At 74.6% G+C, this 20,937-nt stretch carries 17 protein-coding genes; 8 read left to right on the plus strand and 9 right to left on the minus strand.

The annotated features are described in order from the left end of the window. Positions 1 to 48: 48 nt before the first annotated feature. The gene (locus AB0M03_RS26815) at positions 49 to 363 is read right to left on the minus strand and encodes a hypothetical protein (protein ID WP_363495141.1); all 315 of its coding nucleotides are present in this window, start codon (positions 361 to 363) and stop codon (positions 49 to 51) included. Between the two features lie 186 nt (positions 364 to 549). Here AB0M03_RS26815 and AB0M03_RS26820 point away from each other — a divergent pair, with 186 nt between their 5' ends. The 3 genes from AB0M03_RS26820 to AB0M03_RS26830 all read left to right on the plus strand — a co-directional run bounded on the left by AB0M03_RS26820 (position 550) and on the right by AB0M03_RS26830 (position 4,503). Next, positions 550 to 1,416, plus strand: a complete 867-nt coding sequence (locus AB0M03_RS26820; RefSeq protein ID WP_363495143.1) for a 3-hydroxyacyl-CoA dehydrogenase family protein — start codon at positions 550 to 552, stop codon at positions 1,414 to 1,416. Between the two features lie 347 nt (positions 1,417 to 1,763). Beyond that, positions 1,764 to 2,135: an STAS domain-containing protein gene (locus AB0M03_RS26825; protein WP_363495146.1), complete on the plus strand. Its 372-nt coding sequence runs from the start codon at positions 1,764 to 1,766 to the stop codon at positions 2,133 to 2,135. Positions 2,136 to 2,307: 172 nt separating this feature from the next. After that, complete coding sequence (locus AB0M03_RS26830; RefSeq protein ID WP_363495149.1) at positions 2,308 to 4,503, plus strand: ATP-binding protein; 2,196 nt, start codon at positions 2,308 to 2,310, stop codon at positions 4,501 to 4,503. Positions 4,504 to 4,558: 55 nt separating this feature from the next. Here the strand turns inward: AB0M03_RS26830 and nucS are convergent, their stop codons facing one another. Beyond that, positions 4,559 to 5,218, minus strand: coding sequence for an endonuclease NucS (gene nucS, locus AB0M03_RS26835; protein WP_363495152.1), 660 nt, complete (start codon positions 5,216 to 5,218; stop codon positions 4,559 to 4,561). Between the two features lie 557 nt (positions 5,219 to 5,775). On the opposite strand from nucS, the gene AB0M03_RS26840 reads away from it, so the two are divergent. Continuing rightward, positions 5,776 to 6,168 (plus strand): SCO5389 family protein, encoded by a 393-nt coding sequence (locus AB0M03_RS26840; protein ID WP_363495155.1) that lies wholly within the window; start codon positions 5,776 to 5,778, stop codon positions 6,166 to 6,168. 53 nt (positions 6,169 to 6,221) lie between these two features. On the opposite strand, the gene AB0M03_RS26845 is transcribed toward AB0M03_RS26840, so the two are convergent. After that, complete coding sequence (locus AB0M03_RS26845; RefSeq protein WP_363495232.1) at positions 6,222 to 7,352, minus strand: LLM class flavin-dependent oxidoreductase; 1,131 nt, start codon at positions 7,350 to 7,352, stop codon at positions 6,222 to 6,224. A gap of 333 nt (positions 7,353 to 7,685) precedes the next feature. Here AB0M03_RS26845 and AB0M03_RS26850 point away from each other — a divergent pair, with 333 nt between their 5' ends. Next, entirely contained in the window at positions 7,686 to 8,003 is a 318-nt protein-coding gene (locus AB0M03_RS26850) for an ATP/GTP-binding protein (protein ID WP_363495158.1), read from the plus strand. Positions 8,004 to 8,022: 19 nt separating this feature from the next. Here the strand turns inward: AB0M03_RS26850 and AB0M03_RS26855 are convergent, their stop codons facing one another. After that, positions 8,023 to 8,787, minus strand: coding sequence for an ABC transporter permease (locus AB0M03_RS26855; RefSeq protein WP_363495161.1), 765 nt, complete (start codon positions 8,785 to 8,787; stop codon positions 8,023 to 8,025). 1 nt (position 8,788) lies between these two features. Continuing rightward, positions 8,789 to 9,817 carry an ATP-binding cassette domain-containing protein gene (locus tag AB0M03_RS26860; protein ID WP_363495164.1) on the minus strand — a complete coding sequence of 343 codons (1,029 nt, stop codon included), beginning with the start codon at positions 9,815 to 9,817 and terminating at the stop codon, positions 8,789 to 8,791. A 92-nt stretch (positions 9,818 to 9,909) separates the two neighbouring features. Between AB0M03_RS26860 and AB0M03_RS26865 the strand changes: the two genes are divergently transcribed. Continuing rightward, complete coding sequence (locus AB0M03_RS26865) at positions 9,910 to 10,701, plus strand: alpha/beta hydrolase (protein ID WP_363495167.1); 792 nt, start codon at positions 9,910 to 9,912, stop codon at positions 10,699 to 10,701. Positions 10,702 to 10,845: 144 nt separating this feature from the next. On the opposite strand, the gene AB0M03_RS26870 is transcribed toward AB0M03_RS26865, so the two are convergent. From AB0M03_RS26870 to mce, 4 genes are all read right to left on the minus strand, one after another. Then, entirely contained in the window at positions 10,846 to 12,141 is a 1,296-nt protein-coding gene (locus AB0M03_RS26870) for an esterase-like activity of phytase family protein (protein WP_363495170.1), read from the minus strand. A gap of 126 nt (positions 12,142 to 12,267) precedes the next feature. Further along, positions 12,268 to 13,194, minus strand: coding sequence for a cellulose-binding protein (locus AB0M03_RS26875; protein ID WP_363495173.1), 927 nt, complete (start codon positions 13,192 to 13,194; stop codon positions 12,268 to 12,270). A gap of 107 nt (positions 13,195 to 13,301) precedes the next feature. After that, positions 13,302 to 17,444 carry a hypothetical protein gene (locus tag AB0M03_RS26880; protein WP_363495176.1) on the minus strand — a complete coding sequence of 1,381 codons (4,143 nt, stop codon included), beginning with the start codon at positions 17,442 to 17,444 and terminating at the stop codon, positions 13,302 to 13,304. 456 nt (positions 17,445 to 17,900) lie between these two features. Next, positions 17,901 to 18,332, minus strand: a complete 432-nt coding sequence (gene mce / locus AB0M03_RS26885) for a methylmalonyl-CoA epimerase (RefSeq protein ID WP_363495235.1) — start codon at positions 18,330 to 18,332, stop codon at positions 17,901 to 17,903. Between the two features lie 274 nt (positions 18,333 to 18,606). Here mce and AB0M03_RS26890 point away from each other — a divergent pair, with 274 nt between their 5' ends. Together AB0M03_RS26890 and meaB are read left to right on the plus strand one after the other, a co-directional pair. After that, the gene (locus tag AB0M03_RS26890; RefSeq protein ID WP_363495179.1) at positions 18,607 to 19,797 is read left to right on the plus strand and encodes an acetyl-CoA C-acetyltransferase; all 1,191 of its coding nucleotides are present in this window, start codon (positions 18,607 to 18,609) and stop codon (positions 19,795 to 19,797) included. A gap of 84 nt (positions 19,798 to 19,881) precedes the next feature. After that, complete coding sequence (meaB, locus tag AB0M03_RS26895; RefSeq protein WP_363495182.1) at positions 19,882 to 20,844, plus strand: methylmalonyl Co-A mutase-associated GTPase MeaB; 963 nt, start codon at positions 19,882 to 19,884, stop codon at positions 20,842 to 20,844. Positions 20,845 to 20,937 lie beyond the last annotated feature (93 nt).

Genomic DNA, 20,937 nt, shown 5'->3' on the forward strand with positions numbered 1-20,937 from the left:
GCCCGCCACGGGCCCGTTGCCGCCGTGCGCGGGCGTCGTGACGGCGCGTCAGCGGCGGTCCAGCGCCGCGCGGGCCTTCGCGGAGTCGTCCGGCCACACCATCAGCCGCGGCCCGGCGCTCGTCTCCACCAGGGTGTGCCGCACGCCCTCGGCGGTCAGCAGCGCGGACATCCGCCGCGCCTCGGAGGCGTCCGCCGGGGCCGCGACGCTCACCAGCAGCCCGTACTCGTCCGGGTTGCCGGTGTGCGGGCGGCGGGCCACCAGCGAATGGCCGCGCCCGTACGTCCAGCGCAGCAGCAGCACCAGCACTCCGGTCAGCCCCAGGCCGATCAGGAGGGCCAGCAGCGGGTGCACCGCGGTCATTGGGCCAAACCCCTCCGCCGTCGGGTACAGATCACACTTCACATTCTCACCACGGAGGGCCCGAGGGCATTAGAGTCCGGGCCGTGAGCGGCGCGGCTCCGGGGGGTGATCCTGCCCCGGGCCGCCCTCAGCCAGACGCCCGGGCCCCGGTTGCCGGGGCGGGACCAGCACTCGGGAGACCAAGCCATGAGCAACGCACCCACCCAGCGGATCGCCGTGATCGGCGCGGGCCTGATGGGCGCCGGTATCGCCCAGGTCTCGGCGCAGGCCGGGCACCCGGTGGTGCTGCGGGACGTCACCGAGGCGGCGCTGCAGCGCGGCCTCGACGGCATCCGGGCCTCGTACGAGAAGTTCACCGCCAAGGGCCGGATGACCGCCGAGGAGGCGGAGGCGGCGCTCGGCCGGATCACCACCACCACCGACCTCGGCGCGGTCGGCGACGCGGACATCGTGGTCGAGGCGGTCTTCGAGAAGCTCGAGGTCAAGGAGGGCGTCTTCCGCGAGCTCGACAAGATCGCCAAGGACGGCGCGGTGCTCGCCTCCAACACCTCCGCCATCCCGATCACCCGGATCGCCGCCGCCACCTCCCGCCCGGAGAGCGTCGTCGGCGTGCACTTCTTCTCCCCGGTGCCGCTGATGCGCCTGGTGGAGCTGGTGCGCGGCTACAAGACCAGCGACGAGACGCTGGCCGCCGCCCGTGCCTACGCCGAGGGCGTCGGCAAGGAGGTCGTGGTCGTCAACCGCGACGTGGCCGGCTTCATCACCACCCGCCTGATCACCGCCCTGGTCGTCGAAGCCGCCAAGCTCTACGAGTCGGGCGTCGCCACCGCCGAGGACATCGACACCGCCTGCCGCCTCGGCTTCGGCCACCCGATGGGCCCGCTGCAGACCGCCGACCTCACCGGCGTCGACATCCTGCTGCACGCCGCCCGCAACATCTACGCGGAGACCCAGGACGAGAAGTTCGCCGCCCCGGAGATCATGGCCCGCATGGTCACCGCCGGCGACCTCGGCCGCAAGAGCGGCCGCGGCTTCTACCCGTACGAGGGCTGACCGCAACCGCCCGCGGACACCGGTGCGCCGCACGACCCCGAGAGCGTGCGGCCCACCGTGTGACCCGGCCCTCACAACGGCGCACCCGCGCGGGTGAGTTTGCTCACGATGCTGCCGCAGACGGGTGATTTGGGCGGTAATCGAGCGTAGGTATGGGGAGTTCCTGCGTATATTCCCTCGGACGGGTGAAGTTGGCCCGGACTCCGCCGAAGGGGAGCAACCTGCGGAGTTGGTTGACCGTCAGACGAGGGGGAGACCGGCGCGGCCCCCGGCGCGCGGCGTCCACGACACGACGCCCGCCCGGCCCGGGCCCCGGAACACCCGAACGGCGAGCGGAGGAGGAGAGCGTGCGCATCACCGGCGACCACAGCGGCCTGGCCATCGAGGGCCGGCTCGACGTGCGCAGCGCCGCCGACGCGCGGGCCGTCCTGCACGCCGCCGTCGACGGCGGCAAGGGCGACCTGGTGCTCGACCTCGGCCGCCTGGAGTTCTGGGACGCCACCGGCCTCGGCGTCATCATGGGCACCCACCGGCGGGCCGGCCGGATCGGCCGCCGCCTCGTCCTGCGGCACGTCCCCGCCCAGCTGCAGCGCCTGCTGGTCGCCACCCGCCTGCACCGCATCCTCGCCGTCGAGGGCACCGTCCCGGACGCCTACGGCACCAGCCTGCCCGCCCTCGGCACCCTGCCGGCCGGCCCGCTGGCCCTGCCCACCGCCTGACCCCGCCCGCCCCCGGAAGCTACTTCGGGGTACCGGTCTGTGCTGCGCGCGGCGAGTGTGGAAAAGTCTGCGCTCACAAGCACGGCTGCGCGGGCCAACGGCCCGCAGGGCGGCCGTCCGACGCGCCGCCGGGCACCGATCCCGGCGGCCCACCATGGGGCGGAGCAGGAACGTGGGACAGCCGACCGGTGAATTCGGGCAGGAAGGCGTGCGCCCCCGCACCGGCGAGGTCGTCTCCGGAGACCTGCTGCTGGCCGTCGGGGGCCCTGACGGCTCCGAGGCGCGCCCGTGCCCCGAGGGCTGGCGGCCGGAACCCCGCCGCGCCCTCGACCGCCCCCAGGGCCGCCCCGAACTCGGCCCCAGCCCCGCCGTCGGCCCGCTCGCCCTCGGCAGCGCCCCCGCCGACCTCCCGCTGCTGGACCGCGAGGACGACATCCGGCGACTCGTCGCGATGCTCTCCGAGGGCCGCTCCGTCCGGCTCGTCGGCCAGTCCGGCTCCGGCCGCAGCACCCTGCTCGCCGCCGTCGCCGACGCCGCGGACGGCATCGCCCCCGACGGCGTCGTCCGGCTCAGCGGCCACCGCCGCACCGGCGCCGACATCCTGCAGGACCTCTTCGCCGCCACCCACCACGCGCCCGACTACCGGCCGGACAGCCGCACCGCGGCCGCCCTGCTAGCCCAGGTCGGCGCCGTCGTCGTCATCGACGACCTCGACGTCGACACCGACGAGCTGAACGACCTCCTCGACGCCGCACCGGACTGCGCCTTCCTGGTGACCGTGCCCCCCGGCAGCCCGCTGCTGCCGCCCGGCACCCGGCTGGAGGACCACCCGGTGGCCGGCCTCGCCAAGTCCGCCTGCCTCGCCCTCACAGGCCGCCTGGCGGGCCGTCAGCTCGACGAGGCCGAACGGGCCTGGGCCGTCGACCTCTGGTTCGAGTCCGAGGGCCTGCCGCTGCGCTTCGTCCAGGCCGCCGCCCTGCTGCGCCAGCGCGACCTCGCGGTGGACACCCTGGTCGCCGCCCAGGAGGACCGCAACCACGTCTTCGGCCTGGTCAAGGAGATCGAGGAGCCGGACGACCCGGCGGTCCTCGAGGGCGAACTGCGGCGCACCGTGCCGCTGCCGACCGTCGCGGAGAGCGCGGCGCCGGCCGTCCGGCTCGCCGAGGGGCTCAGCGAGCCCGCGCAGGCCGTCCTGCGGCTGTCGCTCGCGCTCGGCGGCGAGTGCCCCACCGCCCCGCACCTGCCCGCCCTGATCGACGTCGGCCTCGGCGAGAGCGCCCTGCGCGAACTCGTCGACGCCGGACTCGCCGTCTCGGTCGGCGGCCACCACCGGCTCACCACCGGCGTCGAGGAACTCCTCGCCGGCCGCTTCGAGCCGGGCACAGTCGCGTACGGCGCCGCCGAGCACTTCTCCTGGTGGGTCGGGCACGGCTCGGTCACCACCGAACAGATCGCCGCCGAGGCCGAGGTCGTCGTCGGCGTCCTGCTGGCCGACCGCGCCGCGGACCGCCCGGAGGCCGTGCTGCGGCTGGCCAGGGCCGCCGCCCCGGCACTGGCCCTGTCGCTGCGCTGGGGGGCGTGGGAACGCGTCCTCAAGCTCGGCCTGGAGGCCGCCAGGGCACTGCGCGCCACCGCGGAGGAGGCGTGGTTCCACCACGAGCTCGGGGTGCTGGCGCTGTGCACCCGCGCCGACCAGCGGGCGCTGGCGGAGCTGGAGTCGGCGGTCGCACTGCGGGCCGCGTTCGGCGACCCGCGGACGGGAGCGGCCGGACGGCGGATGCTCGACCTGCTCAAGTCCGAGGCCCGGCAACTGCCGGCGGGCGGGCAGGAACTCGCGCCGGTGGGCCGACGGCCCGTCATCCGGGCCATCGCGCGGGCGCCTTGGCGGCTGGCCGGCTCCGCGCGGGCCGGCGAGGCCCGGCGTGCGGTGGTCGCCGCGGCGGCCGCGGTGGTCGCCCTGGGCGTGATCGGCGCCGCGGTCGGGCTCGGCACGGGCGGGGACGACTCCGCGGATCCGGGCCGGACGCTGCCCGGCACCTCGGTCGACGACGGTTCCTCCGGCGCCGACATCCCGTTCAACAGCGGCAGCGCCACCGCGCCCGCACCCGGCGGGAGCCCGTCCGACAGCCCCTCGGCCTCGGCCTCCGACTCGGCGAGTGCCTCGGCGAGCGCGAGCGGCAGCAGGAAGCCGACCTCGACCAAGTCCGGTACCGCGACCCCGGGCCAGCCCACCCACCCGTCGACCCCGACCGGCACCACGGCCGCGCCGACCTCGCCGAAGCCGAGCCCCAGCGCGTCCACGAGCCCGTCTCCGACCGGTTCGTCGAGCGCCAGCCCGTCGGGCAGCGTGTCCCCGTCGGGTCCGTAGGACGGGTCGGGCACCCCTCGCGATCCCGAGGGGTGCCCGACCGCGTTCGGCGGGCCTAGAAGAGCTTGAGCTTGTCGTCGTCGATGCCGCGGAGCTCGTCGTAGTCGAGCACCACGCAGCCGATGCCGCGGTCGGTGGCGAGCACGCGGGCCTGCGGCTTGATCTCCTGGGCGGCGAAGACGCCCTTGACCGGGGCCAGTAGCGGGTCCCGGTTGAGGAGTTCGAGGTAGCGGGTGAGCTGCTCGACGCCGTCGATCTCGCCGCGCCGCTTGATCTCGACGGCGACCGTGGCGCCGTCCGAGTCACGGCAGAGGATGTCGACCGGGCCGATCGCGGTCGGGTACTCGCGGCGGATCAGCGACCAGCCGCTGCCGAGCACCTCCATGCGGTCGGCGAGGAGCTCCTGGAGGTGCGCCTCGACGCCGTCCTTGACCAGACCGGGGTCGACGCCGAGGTCGTGCGAGGAGTCGTGCAGCACCTCCTCCAGGGAGATGATCAGCTTCTCGCCGGCCTTGTTGACGACCGTCCAGGTGCCGTCGGCCTCCTTGAGCGTGCAGGGCGGCGACATCCAGTTGAGCGGCTTGTAGGCGCGGTCGTCGGCGTGGATGCTGACGCTCCCGTCGGCCTTCACCAGGATGAGACGGGTGGCGGACGGGAGGTGGGCGGAGAGCCGTCCGGCATAGTCGACGGAGCAGCGGGCAATTACGAGACGCACGGTCGACCACGCTAGCCCACTGGGGCCAGTTGATGCGATTCCGCGGGGGCGGGTGAAGGAATCGCGGATTCGGCGAACCATGGTGTCCGCACGGTCACACGCCGTGCACGCGGCCTCCGCCCGGCGCCGCCGGTCGGTCGCCGCCCCACGGGGACGGAGACTTCGCGATGAACGGTCCGACACGATCCGGCCAATCTGGCTACTGCGGCACCGATTCCGATGGTATTCGACGCAATCCGCAGTCGCACTGAGCAATCGCCTGTCACCCTGGTGTGAGCGTCCGTCGCCCTGCGCGACCGGACGCTGACGCGCCGGCGCACGCCCGCGCGCCGGTCGTGCGCCCGGGTGCCACCCCGTCCACCGTCACCCACGCTCCCGCGGCGCCCGTTCCGGGCCTCTCGGGGGCGGCTCGACCGACCGTCGCGCCGACCGGCCGTCAGACCGGCGGCGGGGCGGTCCGTCCGCGCGCACGAACCGAGCACGACTGCACCGACCGAGCACGACCGCAAGACCACCCCGGCGGGCCGCGCCGCGGTGGACCGCGAGAGGAGAACCCAATGTCGCTCGACGTCTCACCGGCCCTGCTCGAGAAGGCCGAGAGAGGCGAGGTCGACGAGAGGGAGTTCGTCGACTGCGTCCGTACCTCCCTCCCGTACGCCTGGGAGCTGATCAGCTCGCTGGTCGCCCAGACGAAGGTCGACGGCACCGACTTCGCCGACAACCACGTCCCGCCGCCCAGCGAGCAGGCCCGCGGCCAGCTGCTGCGCGCGATGGCCAGCGACGCGATCCGGGGAGCCCTCCAGCGGCACTTCGGCGTGCAGTTGGCGTTCCAGAACTGCCACCGGGTGGCGGTCTTCGCCCCGTCCGCGGCGAACGAGGAGCGCTACCGGCGCTTCACGTCCGTGCGGGCCCAGCTGCTCAACCAGTCGCCGGAACTGCGCGACTGCTGACGCCGCCCGCGGGGCCGGCCGGGGAGCGCCCCTGGCCGGCCCCGCGGCGCGTCCTACTCCAGCTCCGGGAGGACCTCCGCGCCGAGGCGCTCGATGTTGTGCAGGGTGGCCTCGCGGTCGCCGGAGCCCTCGGCGAGCAGCGCGAAGCGGCGGATGCCGGTGCGCTCGGCGGTGGCCAGCAGCCGGTCGGCGCAGAGCCGAGGCGTGCCCACGGCGTGCAGGTCGCACAGCAGCTCGGTGTAGGCGCGCGGGTCGCGCATCCGGCGCTCCCGGCCGTCGACGGTGCGGTGCGCCCCGAGCCCGTACTCGAACCAGCCCGGCATCGCCCGCAGCAGGCTCGCCCGGGCCGCCGTGGTGCGGTCCCCGACCTGGACGACGCCCGCCGCCACGTGCTCCCGCTCCACCCGGGCCAGCTGCTCCTCGCCGCGCCCGCAGGCTCTCCAGGCCTCCCGGTAGGCGGCCAGCATCTGCTGCTTGTCCTCGTCGCCGGAGTGCATGCCGAGCAGCATCGGCAGGCCGCGCTCGGCGGCCGTCCGCACCCCCGTCGGCGAGGTGCAGGCGACGACCACCGGCGGGCCGGACTGCGGCTGCTCGCCGAGCTCCTGGCGCTGCCGGGGGAAGTTCCGCAGCGGGTCGGCGTCGGGCCCCGGGCGGCCGAGGCCGAGCCAGTCGGCGAGGCCCGGACGGGCGGGCTCGCCGGCCCGCGGCACCACGGCGACCTCGGGGAAGGAGAACTGCGGCCCGTCGGCGCCGACCCGGGTGCCGTTCAGCCAGCGCAGCAGCAGGTCGAGGCGCTCCGGGAAGCCGGACTCGAAGGCCTCCAGACCGGTGCCGAAGACGTCCAGGTCGATCCACGGGCCGCCGCGGCCCACGCCCAGCGTGAACCGCCCGCCCGAGGTCAGGTGCAGCAGCGCCGCCCGCTCGCCGAGGGCCACCGGGTGGGCCGTGGAGAGCACGCTGACCGCCGTGCCGACGCCGATCCGGCGGGTGCGCCCGAGCAGCAGCGCGGCCAGCGTCGCGGCGTCCGGGCAGATGCCGTACGGCACGAAGTGGTGCTCCGCGAGCCAGACCGCCTCCAGCCCGGCCCGCTCCGCGGCGACGGACGCGTCCACCGTGCGCGTCAGCACCTCGGCGTGGCCCTGCCCCGGGAACTGGGCGGAGAGCAGGAACGCGCCGACCGCGATCCGGTCGGTCGCCGCCGGGCGGGGGAGCAGGGCGGTGCCCGGTTCGGGTGCGCCGCCCGCTCCCAGGGGCGTGTCGGTGTCGGGCCGTCGGCTGGTCTCGGTCATCGGGTGCCTCCTCGGGGGTCCGCAGGGACTACGAACCCCGCTGTCTCACCTCGTGAGTAGCCGATGTCATGTGCCAAAGGCACGCGGTTTCACCAATTTCCCAGGAGATCGGGTGTATCTCACCCAAAACACCAGAGAGCCTGTCGATCTCGTGATACGGGCACATTCGGCGACGCGTCGGCCCGTACCCTGGAGGGGTCCCCGTGCCCTGTCGAGAGGTGGTTCGGCGTGTCCCCGCGTCGCAATCGTGTGAAGAGCTCCACCGACCGCGAGGACGCTCCGGCGGCCCCGTTCGGAGGGCTGCGCCGCACCGAGAGCTACCGCGGCGAGGACTGGGTCGTGCAGACGGTCGCCGGCGCCCCCGGCCGGTTCTACCGCTGCCCCGGGTGCGACCAGGAGATCCCGCCCGGGGTCGGCCACGTGGTTGCCTGGCCCGACTACGGCCAGGGGGTCGAGGACCGGCGGCACTGGCACCGCGCCTGCTGGGGGGCCAGGGAGCGCCGCGGCGCCGGCATCCAGCGCGCCCGCAACGCCCCCCGGCACTGACCGCCGCCCGGGGGCTCCCTCAGGCGTCCCGGCTGCGCAGCACGAGGACGCCGCCGCCCAGTGCGGCCAGCGTCCAGACGAGGCAGATCAGGAAGCCCTGCCCCGGCCCGTACGGCTGCCCGGACTCCTGGTAGACCAGCAGCATCCGCTGGCCCGCGTAGTCCGGGAAGTAGTGCGCCACCGTCTTCACCTTGGGTACGGCGCTCAGGATCGGCGACAGCAGGAAGAAGAACGGCACCAGGACGCCGAGCGCCAGCGTCTGGTTGTGCAGCATCGCGGTGACCCCGGCCGAGAACAGGCAGATCATCGTCAGGTAGCCGGCCGCCCCGAACACCGCCCGCAGCACGTGCGGTTCGCCCAGCGAGGTGCTGTGGACGCCGAGCAGCGCCTGGCCGGTGAAGAAGGTGACGAAGACGGTCACCAGCGCCACCGCGAACGCCACCGCGCCGATCACCGCGAACTTCCCGGCCAGCAGGGTGGCCCGCTGCGGCACGGCCGCCAGCGACACCCGGATCATGCCGCTGCTGTACTCGTTGCCGATCGCCAGCACCCCGAACACCACCATGGCGATCTCGCCCAGGATGATCCCCGCGAAGGACGTCCCGGTGGCGTCGAACGGCGAGCCCTCGGGCGCGAAGTCCTCGAAGTTGTTGTTGGCGAGGACGCTGATCAGCGCACCGAGGCCGAGGGTCACCACGAAGGCCAGGCCGAGCGTCCACAGCGTGGAGCGGACGCTGCGCAGCTTCGTCCACTCCGACTGCAGGATCGCGGGGAAGGCGGCCATCTCAGTTCTCCTTCTGCTTGCGGGCCTGCCAGTCGGAGCCCCAGGCCCCTGCCGGTGCGGCCTGTGCAGGGCCGGTCCGTGCCGTGCCCGCCGGGCCGACCGCGGGGCGGTCCTGCCCGCCCTCGCCCGAGCCGATCCGGTACTCCACCGACTCCGCGGTCATCTGCATGAACGCCTCCTCCAGGGAGGCCTGTTGCGGACTCAGCTCGTGCAGGGTGATCCGGTGCTCGGCGGCGAGTTCGCCGAGGAAGGCGAGGTCGCCGTCGGGGACCTCCCACGAGCCGTCCGGACCGGGCTCGGCGCCGACGCCCGCCCGGTGCAGCGCGTCCAGCAGCGTCTCCGGCTGCGGGGTGCGCACCCGCACCGCCGAGCGGGAGTTCTGCTTGATGAAGTCGGCCATCGGCAGGTCCGCGAGCAGCCGCCCGCGGCCGATCACCACCAGGTGGTCGGCGGTCAGCGCCATCTCGCTCATCAGGTGGGAGGAGACGAACACCGTGCGGCCCTCCGCCGCCATGCCCTTCATCAGGGTGCGGATCCAGACGATGCCCTCCGGGTCGAGCCCGTTCACCGGCTCGTCGAACATCAGGATCTCCGGGTCGCCCAGCAGCGCCGAGGCGATCCCCAGGCGCTGGCTCATGCCCAGCGAGAACCCGCGGGCCCGCTTGCGGGCCACCGCGCTCAGACCCACCAGTTCGAGCACCTCGTCCACCCGGTGCCGGGGCAGCCGGTTGCTCTGGGCCATCCACAGCAGGTGGTCGCGGGCGGTGCGGCCCGGGTGGACGGCCTTCGCCTCCAGCAGTGCGCCGATGTAGGTGAGCGGTTCGGAGAGCTGCCCGTACCGCCGGCCGTCCAGGGTGACCCGGCCGGCCGTCGGGCGGTCGAGGTCGAGGATCATCCGCATCGTCGTGGACTTGCCGGCGCCGTTCGGCCCGAGGAAGCCGGTGACCACGCCCCGCGGGACCTGGAAGCTCAGTCCGTCCACGGCCAAGGTGTCGCCGTAGCGTTTCGTCAGATCGTGCAGCTCGATCATTCCCGCTCCCTCAGTCCTCGCCAGGCTATGACAAAAAGGACATACGGCTGCGGTGGCTGCGCCCCCTCGGCGAGCCGCAATACGGTGGCTGCATGAGCCTCCCCAGCGCGCCGGCCGCGCAAGAGAACGGCACCGGGACCCCGATCGTCCTGCTGCACGCCTTCCCGCTCTCCGCCCGGATGTGGGCCTGCCAGCTGGAGCGGCTGCCCGGCCCGGCCGGCGAGTCCGCCCGGGTGATCGTCCCCGACCAGCGCGGCTTCGGCGCCGCCCCGCTCGGCGAGGACGAGCCCTCGCTCGACGCGGTCGCCGACGACGTCGCCCGGCTGCTGGACGCCGCCGGGCTGGAGAAGGCCGTGGTCGGCGGCCTCTCCATGGGCGGCTACACGGCGATGGCCTTCGCCCGCCGCCACCGCGACCGGCTCGCCGGCCTGGTGCTCGCCGACACCAAGGCCACCCCCGACACCGAGCAGGCCCGCGCCAACCGCGAGCGGATCGCCCGCGCCGTCGAGGCCCGGGCCAGCGTGCAGATCCTCGCCGACGAGAAGATCGAGGACGGCCTGCTCGGGCCCGCCACCGACCCGTCGCTGGTCGCCCACGTCCGCGCGATGATCGCCGAGGCCCCGCCGCACGCCGTCGCCTGGGCCCAGCGCGCGATGGCCGCCCGCGGCGACTCCCTGGACGCGCTGCGCAAGGTCACCGTCCCGGCCGCCGTCATCGTCGGCGAGGCGGACGCCGTCACCCCGCTCAGCGAGGCCCGGCTGATGGCCGAGGCCCTGCCGGACGCCGAACTCACCGTCATCCCCGCAGTCGGCCACCTCAGTTCGCTGGAGGCGCCGGAGACCTTCAACGCGGCCGTCCGCGACCTGCTCAAGCGCGTCCGCTGAGCCGCGCGGGGTCGGCCCCACGGGGGCGCGGGGAACCGCGCGAATCGGGAGGGACGGCGCAGCGCCTCCCGCCTCGCACAGTTCCCCGCGCCCCTCATCCGGTTCCCGATCGCCCTTGACGACCCGCCCGGGGTCCGCCGAGGCTCAGCGGCGGGACAGCGAGACCGAGCCCGCCGGCAGGGTGTAGCGGTCGACCCGGCCCGGTGCGTTGTTCGGCACCACCGCGCCGTCCTTCACCGCCTCCACGCCGAAGTCGTTGTCCCCGACCAGGAACAGCTCCACCGCACCGCGCTGCGCCGGCCGCACCGCGATGCCCTCGATCTTGCCGTTGGCCAGGCCCGCCGCCGCCGCGTCGAACACCAGCCGCTTGGTCCCCAGCACCACCGCCGACGGGTCGAGCTCCAGCGCCGGCACGGTCGCCGGGTCGTCCCAGCGGGTGCCGTGCAGGTCGGTCGCCGAACGGAAGTCCACCTCGAACAGCCGGGTGTGGACGGTCGGCCGCACCGCGTCCCGCTCCTCCACCAGCAGCCGGTCCGGGCCCAGCCAGGCGATCGCCGAGGTCGACCAGCCGCCGTCGGTCGCACTGTCCGCCTCCCGGGCGTAGGCGAACTCGCCGGTCACCCGCGGGGTCCGCGAGACGTCGATCCGGAACACCCGCTGCACCAGTGACTTCTTCGCCGCCTTGGAGTCCGGGTTGGACAGCTGCGTCTGCTGCGCCGCGTACAGCGTGCGGCCGTCGGCGGAGACGGTCAGGCCCTCCAGGCCCTTGTTGTTCTTCTGCTTGGCCTCCACGGCGGGCAGGATCGGCAGCACCCGCACCCCGGGCGCCGTGTACGCCGAACCGGCCGGCACCAGGACGGTGTCCAGCACGCCCCGCGCGGAGAAGTGCAGCAGGCTGGAGCCGTACTCGCTGCTGATCCAGAACGAGCCGTCCGGCAGCCGCACCAAGCCCTCGCTGTCGAGCCCGTACGGGTCGTTCGGCAGCACCTTGCCGGCGATGTCCACCGGGCGCTCGGCGGTCAGCGCGGCGGGCGGCAGGCCGGTCAGGAAACGGGTGCCGGTGACCGGGTCGGTCCGCCCGTGCGGCACGCGCAGCGGGATGCGGCGCAGGACCTCGATGCCGCCGTCGCGGGCGAGGCGGATGCGCAGGACCTGCGGGGTGAAGTCCGGCTTCAGGAAGATCTTGTCGGTGTCCGCCGGGGCGTCCGCGTTCGGGCCGCGGTCGGTGACCGTCCAGAACTCGCGGCCCGAGGAGTCGGCGGGGAAGAGGTCGCTGAAGCCGCCGAGTGCGAACCCGCCGCCGATCGGGGCGGGGGAGCGGTACGTCCAGGTGCCGTCGTGCCGCGGCACGGGCGGCTCCGCCGCGGTGGCGGTGGCACAGACGGGGGCGGTGAGGGCCAGGGCGGCCGCCGCGAGCACGGCGGTACGGGTGAGTCGCATGGCCGATCAGCCTCCCGCGGCCGCGGCGACGGGCGCTCGGATTCGGACTGACGGTCCGTCGACCGGCCGGTGAACAGCGAGCCGGCCCCCGCCCGGTGGGGCGGGGGCCGGCTCACGGCACGTGCGTCAGCGCGACTGCTGGACGGGCAGGCCCATGTCGTCGGACGGTGAGCCGGCCGCGGCCACGGCCGCACCCGTCAGCGTGGCGAGCATCTCGCGCACGTTGGTCAGCTGCGCGTTGATCGAGTCGCGGCGGTTGGTCAGCGCCGCCAGCTCGCGCTCGGACTCGCTGCGGACGCGGTCGGCCTTGGCGTTGGCGTCGGCCACGATGTCCTCGGCCTGGCGCTGCGCGGTCTCCACCGTCTGGCGGGCCCGGCGCTCGGCGTCGGTGCGCAGCTTCTCCGCCTCCAGGCGGAGCTGCTCGGCGCGGTGCTCGATCTCGGCGAGGCGCTTCTCCGCCTTGGCCTGACGGGCCGCCAGGTCGCGCTCGGACTGCTCGCGGCGCTTGGCCAGGTTGGTCTCGAACTCCAGGGCGGCCTGCGCGGCCTTGGTGCGGGTCTCCTCGAAGAGGGCGTCCGCCTCCTCGCGCTTGTTCTGCGCGTCCTTGTTGGCCTCGGCCCGCAGCTGCGCCGCGTCGCTCTTCGCCTTGTCGACGATCCGCAGGCCCTCGTCCTCGGCCTTCGCCTTGCGGTCCTTGGCGTAGTTCTCCGCCTCGGTGCGGACCTGCTGGGCGGCGGCCTCGGCCAGCTCGCGGTGCTGCTCCGCGGCGCGGTGCGCCTCGTCGCGCAGGTCCTTCGCCTCCTCCTCGGCGAGACGGAGGATCTTCTCAACCCGGGCGCCGAGGCCGGCGTACGAGGGCTCCGCCTCGGTCACCGCCGCCTGCGCGGTCTGGGTCTCCAGGTGCAGCTCCTCGATGCGCTTCTCCAGCGCACCGATGCGGGCCAGCGCGCTGTCACGGTCGGCCACCAGCTTGGTGATCCGCTCGTCGACCTGGGCGCGCTCGTACCCACGGCGCACCAGGTCGAAGCCGTGGGGGGAGTGACTGTCGCTCATGGGATGTTGGGCTTCCTGTCGTCAGACCGCTGAGATGGTTGAGGGAATCCTGACACGTTATCGGTGTGTCATCGGCGAAATGCCGATGCTTCGCGGACAATGTCCGCTCAATCGGGTGGCGGGTTCCCGGGGCGGCTGCCCGCGGACCGCTGGGCGCCCACACCGGCTCCGGCGCGGGGCCCGTCCTTCTTGGCACTGCTTCCCCCGTTGGCCTGCTGCACCGGCGACGGCGCCTCGAAGGCCTCCAGCGCGGAGAGGACGTCCTGCACCCTGGAGATCTCGGTGTTGATGTCCTTGCGCCGGCGCACCAGCTCGTCCAGCTCCCGACGGCCCTCGTCGGTGATCCGTTTGGCCTCGGCCCGGGCCTCGGCGAGCACCCGCTCGGCCTCCTCCTCGGCCAGCCGCAGCTGCTCCGACGCCGACTCGTCGGCCTTCGCCAGCCGCTTCTCGGCCTCGGCGGAGGCCTCCTCCAGCTTGCGGTCGGCCTCCTCCTCGGTGGAGGCGAGCTTGGCCTCGGCCTTCTCGATCAGCCGCTCGGCGCGGTCGGTGGAGTCGGCGAGCTTCTGCTCGGCGCCCTTGAGCAGGCCCTCGGCCTTGCGGACGGCCGCGATCCGGACCTTGCTGGCCTCCGCGGACGCCTCCGAGGTGAGCTCGGACGCCCGCTCCTCGGCGGCCGCGACCAGCTTCGCCGCCCGCTCCTCCGCCTCCGCGACGGTGGCCACCGCCTGGTCCTCGGCCTCGGTCAGCTGCTCCTGGGCGGCCGTCACCAGGGCGTCCACCCGCTCGCCGGCCGACTTCATGGCCTGCGCGTTCTCCTTGCGGGCCCGCTCGTGCAGCGCCTCGATCTCGGCGTCGGTGCGCTCGCGCAGCTCCTGGGCACGGTCACGGATCGCCGTGGAGTCCCGGCGGGCCTCGGAGAGCAGCGCGTCCGCGTCCGACCGGGCCTTCTCGACCTCGGCCTGGCCCGCGGCCTCGCCGGCCGCGATCAGCCGCTCGGCCTCCTTGCGGGCCGCGGCCACCATCGCGTCGGCCTGCTCCTCGGCGGCCGCGGTGGTCGCCAGTGCGGTGGTCTGCGCCTCCTCGCCGAGCTGCTCGGCGTCGGTGAAGGCCTTCTCCAGCACGGAGGTGGCCTGCTCGCGGGTGGCGCGGTCGAAGTGCTCGGCGGCCTCGCGGAGTTCGATGTCGTAGGCGTCGGCCCGGCTGCGGGTGGACGCGTCGTAGTCGTCCGCGAGCTTCCGGGTGGCGAGGGCGTACTCCTCCGCCTCGGTGCGCAGCGCCGCGGAGAACTCCTCGGCCTCCGCGACCGCGGCACCGGCCCGCTCCTCGGCGTCGGCGAGGATGCGGCGCACCTCGGCCTCGGCCTCGGCACGGTGCTGCTCGGCGAACTCCTTCGCGGCGGCCCGCTCGGTCTCCGCCTCCTGGCGCAGGGCGGTGTCGAACGCGGCGGCCTCGGCCCGCTGCCGCTCGATCTCCGCGGCGACGGCCTCCCGCTCGGCGGCGACCTCGGCGGCGATCCGCTCGCGCAGTTCCGCGGTCTCCCGGTCGGCGAGCTCGCGGACCTCGGCGGCGTCGCGCTCGGCGGCGGCCTTCAGCTCGGCGATCTGCTTCGACGCGGCCTCGTGCAGGCCGGCCACCGACTGGCGGACGGCCGCGGCCTCCTCCTCGGCACCCGCGGTCAGCGCACCGGCCTCGTCGCGGGCCCTGCGGAGCGTCTCCTCGGCCTCGGTACGGGCCTTCTCCAACTGCTCGGCGGCGTCCGCGGCCAGCGTGTCGGCCTGCTCGCGGGCGGCGGCGAGGGCCTCCGCGGCCTCGGTGCGCAGCTGCCGGGCCTCGGCCTCGGCGGCCTCCCGTACGGCGGCCGTCTCGGCCGCGGTACGGATGGTGAGTTCGGCGGCCTCGCGCTCGGCGGCCTCCCGGGAGGCACGGGCGGCGGCCAGCTGCTCGGCGGTCTCCTGCTGCTCGCGGCGCAGGCCGTCGGAGGCGGCCTCCCGCTCGCGGCGGCTCTCCTCGCGCAGCGCCTCGGCGGCGGCCTCGGCCCCGGCGCGGACGGACTCCGCCTCCGCGGCGGCCTCGGACCGCTCGCGCTCGGCGTCGGCGGCGGCTTCGGCGCGCAGCCGTTCGGCGTCGGCGGTGGCCTCCGCCCGCTCGCGCTCGGCGTCGGCGGCGGCTTCGGCGCGGACCGCCCCGGCGGCCTCCTCGGCCTCGGCCTGCCGGGCCTGCGCGGCCTCCTCGGCGTCGGCACGCATCCGGCGGACGTCCTCGGCGGCCTCGCGGCGCAGCTCGGCGGTCTCCCGCTCGGCGGTGGTGCGGTGGTCGGCCGCGGTGGCCCGGGCGGCGGCAAGCGCGTCCTGGGCCTGCTGGTCGGCGGCGTCGAGGAGCTTCTCGGCCTCCGTCCGGGCGCGGGCGAGGGTCTGCTCGGCGCGGCCCTGGGTGGCGAGCGCCTGGTCCTTGGCCTCGGCGCGCAGCCGCTCGGTGTCGTTGGCGGCGCTGGCCCGCAGCTCGTCCGCGTCCTTCTTGGCGCGGGTGAGCAGTTCCTCGGCGCTCTTGGCCGACTCCTCTATCTGCACGACCGCCTGGCGGCGGGCGTCGCTGCGCACCCGGTCGGCCTCGGCCGCGGCCTGGGCGCGCAGCTCCTCCGCCTCGGCGCGCAGCCGGGCGGCCTCCTCGTGCATCCGCTCCATCTGCTCGCGGATGGAGGCGGCGTCGTCGAGGGCGGCGTTCTGGGCCTCCTCGACCGAGGCCATCGCCTCGGCGCGCAGCCGCTCGGCCTCCGCGGCGGCCTCGGTGCGCAGCCGCTCGGCCTCGGCGGCGGCCTCCTCGCGGGTGGTGTCGGCGTCCCGGGTGGCCCGGGCGAGCACCTCCTCGGCCCGGCGGGCGGCCTTGGCGAGGTGGACGGCGGCGTCCTTCGCGCCGTCGGTGCGGCCGCGCTCCTCGGCCTCGACGCGCAGCGTCTGGGCGGCGGCCTCGGCCTCGGCGCGGAGTGCGGCGACCTCGCCCTCGGCCTCGGCCCGCAGGTCGGCGATGGCGGCCTCGGCCTCGGCCTTCAGCTCGGCGGCGACGGACTCGGCGGTGGCGCGCAGCCGCTCGCTCTCCTCGGCGGCGGCCGCCTTGGCGGCGTCGGCCTCGGCCTGGGCGGTCGCGGCGGCGGCCTTGATGAGGTCGGCCTCCTTGGTGGCGGCCGCCACCATCTTGGCGATCTCGGCCTTGGCGGTGAGCGAGCGCTGCTCGCTGGCGGCCTCGCCGTCGGCGACCCGCTGCGAGGCCGCGGCCGCGGCCTCGGCCTGCAGGCGCTCGGCGGCGTCGCGGGCGGCGGCCAGCTGGTCGGCGGCCTCCTGCCGGGCGCGCTCCGCCTCGGCGAGGGCCTCGGCGCGGAGCCGTTCGATCTCGGCCTGGGCACGGCCGAGGGCGGCCTCGGCGCGCTCCTGGTCCTCCAGGGCCTGCCGCTTGAGTTCGCCGATCTCGGCCTGGGCGGCGGCGAGGCGGCGCTCGGCGGCGGCGTGCGCCTGGGCGAGCTGCTGCTGGGCCTCGTTGGCGGCGCTGCCGCGGAGCTCCTCGGCCTGGGCGCTGGCCTGCTGGGCCTGCTCGGAGGCGGCGCGCAGCAGCCGCTCGGCGTCGGTCTGGGCGCGGTGCAGGGCGGCCTCGGCGGCGGCCTGGGCCTCGCCGCGGGCGGCGTCGACGTCGGCGGCGGTCTGGGCGCGGGCCTGGTCGGCGAGGGCGGTGGCCTCGGCACGGGCCGCGGCCATCATCCGCTCGGCCTCGATGCGGGCGTCCTGGAGCAGGCGCTGGGCCTCCTGCTCGGTGCCGGCCCGGGTCTGCTCCGCCCAGGAGACGTTCTCCTTGACGTGGCGCTCGGCGGAGCGGCGGAACTCGTTGAGCTCCTCCTCCAGCTGGTGGCGCCGGGCGGCGAACTCGGACTCCAGGCGGGCGGTGCGCTCGGCGGCCTCGGCCATCAGGCGCTGGGTGGCGGCCTGGGACTCGCGCAACTGGCGCTCGGCATCGGCGCGGAGCTGCTCGGCCTGCATCTCGGCGGTGCGGAGCAGCTGCTCGGCCTGGCCCGAGACGGAGTCGAAGGCACGCGGCTGAGCCAGCTGCCGCCGGGCCTCGTGCAGCTTGGCCCGGAGCACCTCCACCTGATAGGCGAGGTCCTCGGCATGCTGGATGGTCTTGTCACGCTCCTTGCGAGTCCGATCCATCTCGGCCTCGAACTTGGAGAGGTGATCCTCAACCTCGTAGCGGTCGTAGCCCCGCACTCCGCGGTCCCATCCATCTCCTGGTCGCGTCCTCGACCCGGCCGTGCCGGCGCCCCTCTCCCTGTCCTGGGGGCCGGACCGACTGGTCCTTGCAGCCGCGGTTCCTGCCGCGGTCGGAGTCCGCCGGGCCGGTGGTGCGCGGCCGTGCCGCGTTCCCCCGTCCGAGTGGACTCCTGGGCGAACTCTTGCCTAGTGGAGAATGGTGACAGATCCGACTTGCGACTGTTCAGCCGTGCCCGCTCAATGGACTCCCCTGCGGTGGGAGCAGTCGGGTCGCCCCGCCCGTTCCCGCCTTCGGCCGTGCCCCTCGGACCGGTCCTTCCCGGAGCTCCGGCGCACCTGGGCATTGTAGTGTGCCCGGCTTGCAGCGGAATGGCCGAGTGGAGGTTTTCCGAGGTTACCGACGGGTCGGGAAGGGGGCCGTTGCGGTACGACCCCCTCCGCTTCCGTCCGGGCTCAGTGCTCCGAACCGGCCGAGGTCACCAGCTCGGTCAGCACACCGCCGCAGTCCTTGGGGTGCAGGAAGGTGATCCGCGAGCCCATCGAGCCGATCCGCGGCTCGTCGTACAGCACCCGGACGCCCTTGGCGCGGATGTCCGCGGCGTCGCCGTCCACGTCCGCGGTGCCGAACGCGATGTGGTGCACGCCCTCGCCGTTCTTGGCGAGCCACTTGGCGACCGTCGAGTCCTCGCGGGTCGGCTCCAGCAGCTGCAGGTAGGACGCACCGCCGTCACCGGTGTCGTTGATCTTCAGCATGGCCTCGCGGACGCCCTGCTCCTCGTTGACCTCGCTGTGGAAGACCTCGAAGCCGTACGTCGCGCGGTAGAACTCGACGGTCTTGTCGAGGTCGAAGCAGGCGATGCCGATGTGGTCGATACGGGTCAGCACGGCGGTGGCCTCCAAGGTGGGAGTCGACGAGGGTGGCACCAGTGCAGCGCATCGGGCCGAGCCTTGGCCACCACCGAGGGTGCGAGCCTGCTCACACGCCCCCGGGGCGGCCGCACTTCGGCCGGAATCCGACACCTCCGCGATGACACGGTGTTCACTGGGGGGTGACAGTGCCGCTGATCACACCCTTGCGCCGGTGACGCACGGGTTACGTGTCAGTACATTGAGCCGCATCCCCCCACCCTCATGCCTGACGCGCGAAGGGGCTCGTCTCATGACTACTTCTGTGATCGTCGCGGGTGCACGCACCCCGATGGGCCGCCTGCTCGGCTCGCTCAAGGGCTTCTCCGGCGCAGACCTCGGCGGTATCGCCATCAAGGCCGCCGTGGAGCGCGCGGGCATCACCGGCGACCAGGTCCAGTACGTGATCATGGGCCAGGTGCTGCAGGCCGGCGCAGGCCAGATCCCGGCCCGCCAGGCCGCCGTCAAGGCCGGCATCCCGATGAACGTCCCGGCGCTGACCATCAACAAGGTCTGCCTCTCCGGCCTGGACGCCATCGCCCTCGCCGACCAGCTGATCCGCGCCGGCGAGTTCGACGTCGTCGTCGCCGGCGGCCAGGAGTCCATGACCAACGCCCCGCACCTGCTGCCGAAGTCCCGCGAGGGCTTCAAGTACGGCGCGATCGAGATGCTCGACGCCATGGCGTACGACGGCCTCACCGACGCGTACGAGAACATCCCGATGGGCGAGTCCACCGAGAACCACAACACCCGCCTCGGCATCGCCCGCGACGTGCAGGACGCGATCGCCGCCGCCTCGCACCAGCGCGCCGCCGCCGCCCAGAAGAACGGCATCTTCGACGCGGAGATCGTCCCGGTCGAGATCCCGCAGCGCCGCGGCGAGCCCGTCCTCTTCAGCCAGGACGAGGGCATCCGCGGCGAGACCACCGTCGAGACCCTCGGCAAGCTGCGCCCGGCCTTCACCAAGGACGGCACCATCACCGCCGGCTCCGCCTCGCAGATCTCCGACGGCGCCGCCGCCGTCGTCGTGATGAGCAAGGCCAAGGCCGAGGAGCTGGGCCTCACCTGGATCGCCGAGATCGGCGCCCACGGCAACGTGGCCGGCCCGGACAACTCGCTGCAGTCGCAGCCGTCCAACGCGATCGCCCACGCCCTCGCCAAGGACGGCCTGACCGTCGCCGACCTCGACCTGATCGAGATCAACGAGGCCTTCGCCGCCGTCGCCCACCAGTCCATGAAGGACCTCGGCGTCACCGACGAGAAGGTCAACGTCAACGGCGGCGCCATCGCCCTCGGCCACCCGATCGGCATGTCCGGCGCCCGCCTCGTCCTCCACCTGGCCCTCGAGCTCCAGCGCCGCGGCGGCGGCACCGGCGCGGCCGCGCTCTGCGGCGGCGGCGGCCAGGGCGACGCCCTGATCATCAAGGTCCCCGCCCAGGGCTGACCTTTTCGGCGTGACCGTCGGGGGCGCACGGCGTGGAGAACCCACGCGGTGCGCCCCCGCTTCGGATCGAGGAGAAGAACCTTCATGGTCGATGTGGCGACGCTGGTCGAGCAGGCCCGTGCGGGACGCCCGCGGGCCGTGGCCCGGCTGATCTCGCTGGTGGAGAACGCCGCCCCCCAGCTCCGTGAGGCCATGGCGGCCCTCGCCCCCCACACCGGCAACGCGTACACCGTCGGCCTCACCGGCTCGCCCGGCGTCGGCAAGTCCACCTCGACCTCCGCGCTGGTCTCCGCGTACCGCCGGCTCGGCAAGCGCGTCGGCGTGCTCGCGGTCGACCCGTCCTCGCCGTTCTCCGGCGGCGCCCTGCTCGGCGACCGCGTCCGGATGCAGGACCACGCCACCGACCCCGAGGTGTTCATCCGCTCCATGGCCACCCGCGGCCACCTCGGCGGACTCTCCTGGACCGCACCGCAGGCCCTGCGGGTGCTGGACGGTGCCGGCTGCGACGTGATCTTCGTGGAGACCGTCGGCGTCGGCCAGTCCGAGGTCGAGGTCGCCGCCCAGGCCGACACCACCGTCGTCCTGCTCGCCCCCGGCATGGGCGACGGCATCCAGGCCGCCAAGGCCGGCATCCTCGAGATCGGCGACGTCTTCGTCGTCAACAAGGCCGACCGGGACGGCGCCGACGCCACCGCCCGCGAGCTCAACCACATGCTCGGCCTCGGCGAGGCCCGCGAGCCGGGGGACTGGCGGCCGCCCATCGTCAAGACCGTCGCCGCCCGCGGCGAGGGCGTGGACGAGGTCGTCGAGGCCCTGGAGAAGCACCGCACCTGGCTGGCCGAGACGGGGGAACTGCAGGCCCGGCGGACCCGGCGCGCCGCGGAGGAGATCGAGGCGATCGCACTCGCCGCCCTCCGCGCCCGGATCGGCGACCTCCACGGCGACCGCCACCTCGCCGGCCTCGCCGCCCGGGTCGCCGCCGGCGAACTCGACCCCTACGGCGCCGCCGACCGCCTCGTCGCCGGCCTCACCGAGAGCAACGAGTAGCGGGCAACGCGCCCAGGGGCGCTGGGGTGGGTACATCCCGGCCGAAGGCTGGGGGCGGAACTGCGCAGTCCGAGAGCAGTTCCCCGCGCCCCT

Origin of the sequence: Kitasatospora sp. NPDC051914 (genome assembly GCF_040680995.1) — a bacterium.
In the GTDB taxonomy this organism is placed as follows: Bacteria; Actinomycetota; Actinomycetes; order Streptomycetales; family Streptomycetaceae; genus Kitasatospora.

What these genes read in the sequence shown, in the direction of transcription:
- AB0M03_RS26815 (WP_363495141.1), bottom strand. Translation starts at nt 363, where the DNA reads ATGACCGCGGTGCACCCGCTGCTGGCCCTCCTGATCGGCCTGGGGCTG.
- AB0M03_RS26820 (WP_363495143.1), top strand. Translation starts at nt 550, where the DNA reads ATGAGCAACGCACCCACCCAGCGGATCGCCGTGATCGGCGCGGGCCTG.
- AB0M03_RS26840 (WP_363495155.1), top strand. Translation starts at nt 5,776, where the DNA reads ATGTCGCTCGACGTCTCACCGGCCCTGCTCGAGAAGGCCGAGAGAGGC.
- AB0M03_RS26855 (WP_363495161.1), bottom strand. Translation starts at nt 8,787, where the DNA reads ATGGCCGCCTTCCCCGCGATCCTGCAGTCGGAGTGGACGAAGCTGCGC.
- AB0M03_RS26860 (WP_363495164.1), bottom strand. Translation starts at nt 9,817, where the DNA reads ATGATCGAGCTGCACGATCTGACGAAACGCTACGGCGACACCTTGGCC.
- AB0M03_RS26865 (WP_363495167.1), top strand. Translation starts at nt 9,910, where the DNA reads ATGAGCCTCCCCAGCGCGCCGGCCGCGCAAGAGAACGGCACCGGGACC.
- AB0M03_RS26870 (WP_363495170.1), bottom strand. Translation starts at nt 12,141, where the DNA reads ATGCGACTCACCCGTACCGCCGTGCTCGCGGCGGCCGCCCTGGCCCTC.
- AB0M03_RS26875 (WP_363495173.1), bottom strand. Translation starts at nt 13,194, where the DNA reads ATGAGCGACAGTCACTCCCCCCACGGCTTCGACCTGGTGCGCCGTGGG.
- AB0M03_RS26890 (WP_363495179.1), top strand. Translation starts at nt 18,607, where the DNA reads ATGACTACTTCTGTGATCGTCGCGGGTGCACGCACCCCGATGGGCCGC.
- meaB (WP_363495182.1), top strand. Translation starts at nt 19,882, where the DNA reads ATGGTCGATGTGGCGACGCTGGTCGAGCAGGCCCGTGCGGGACGCCCG.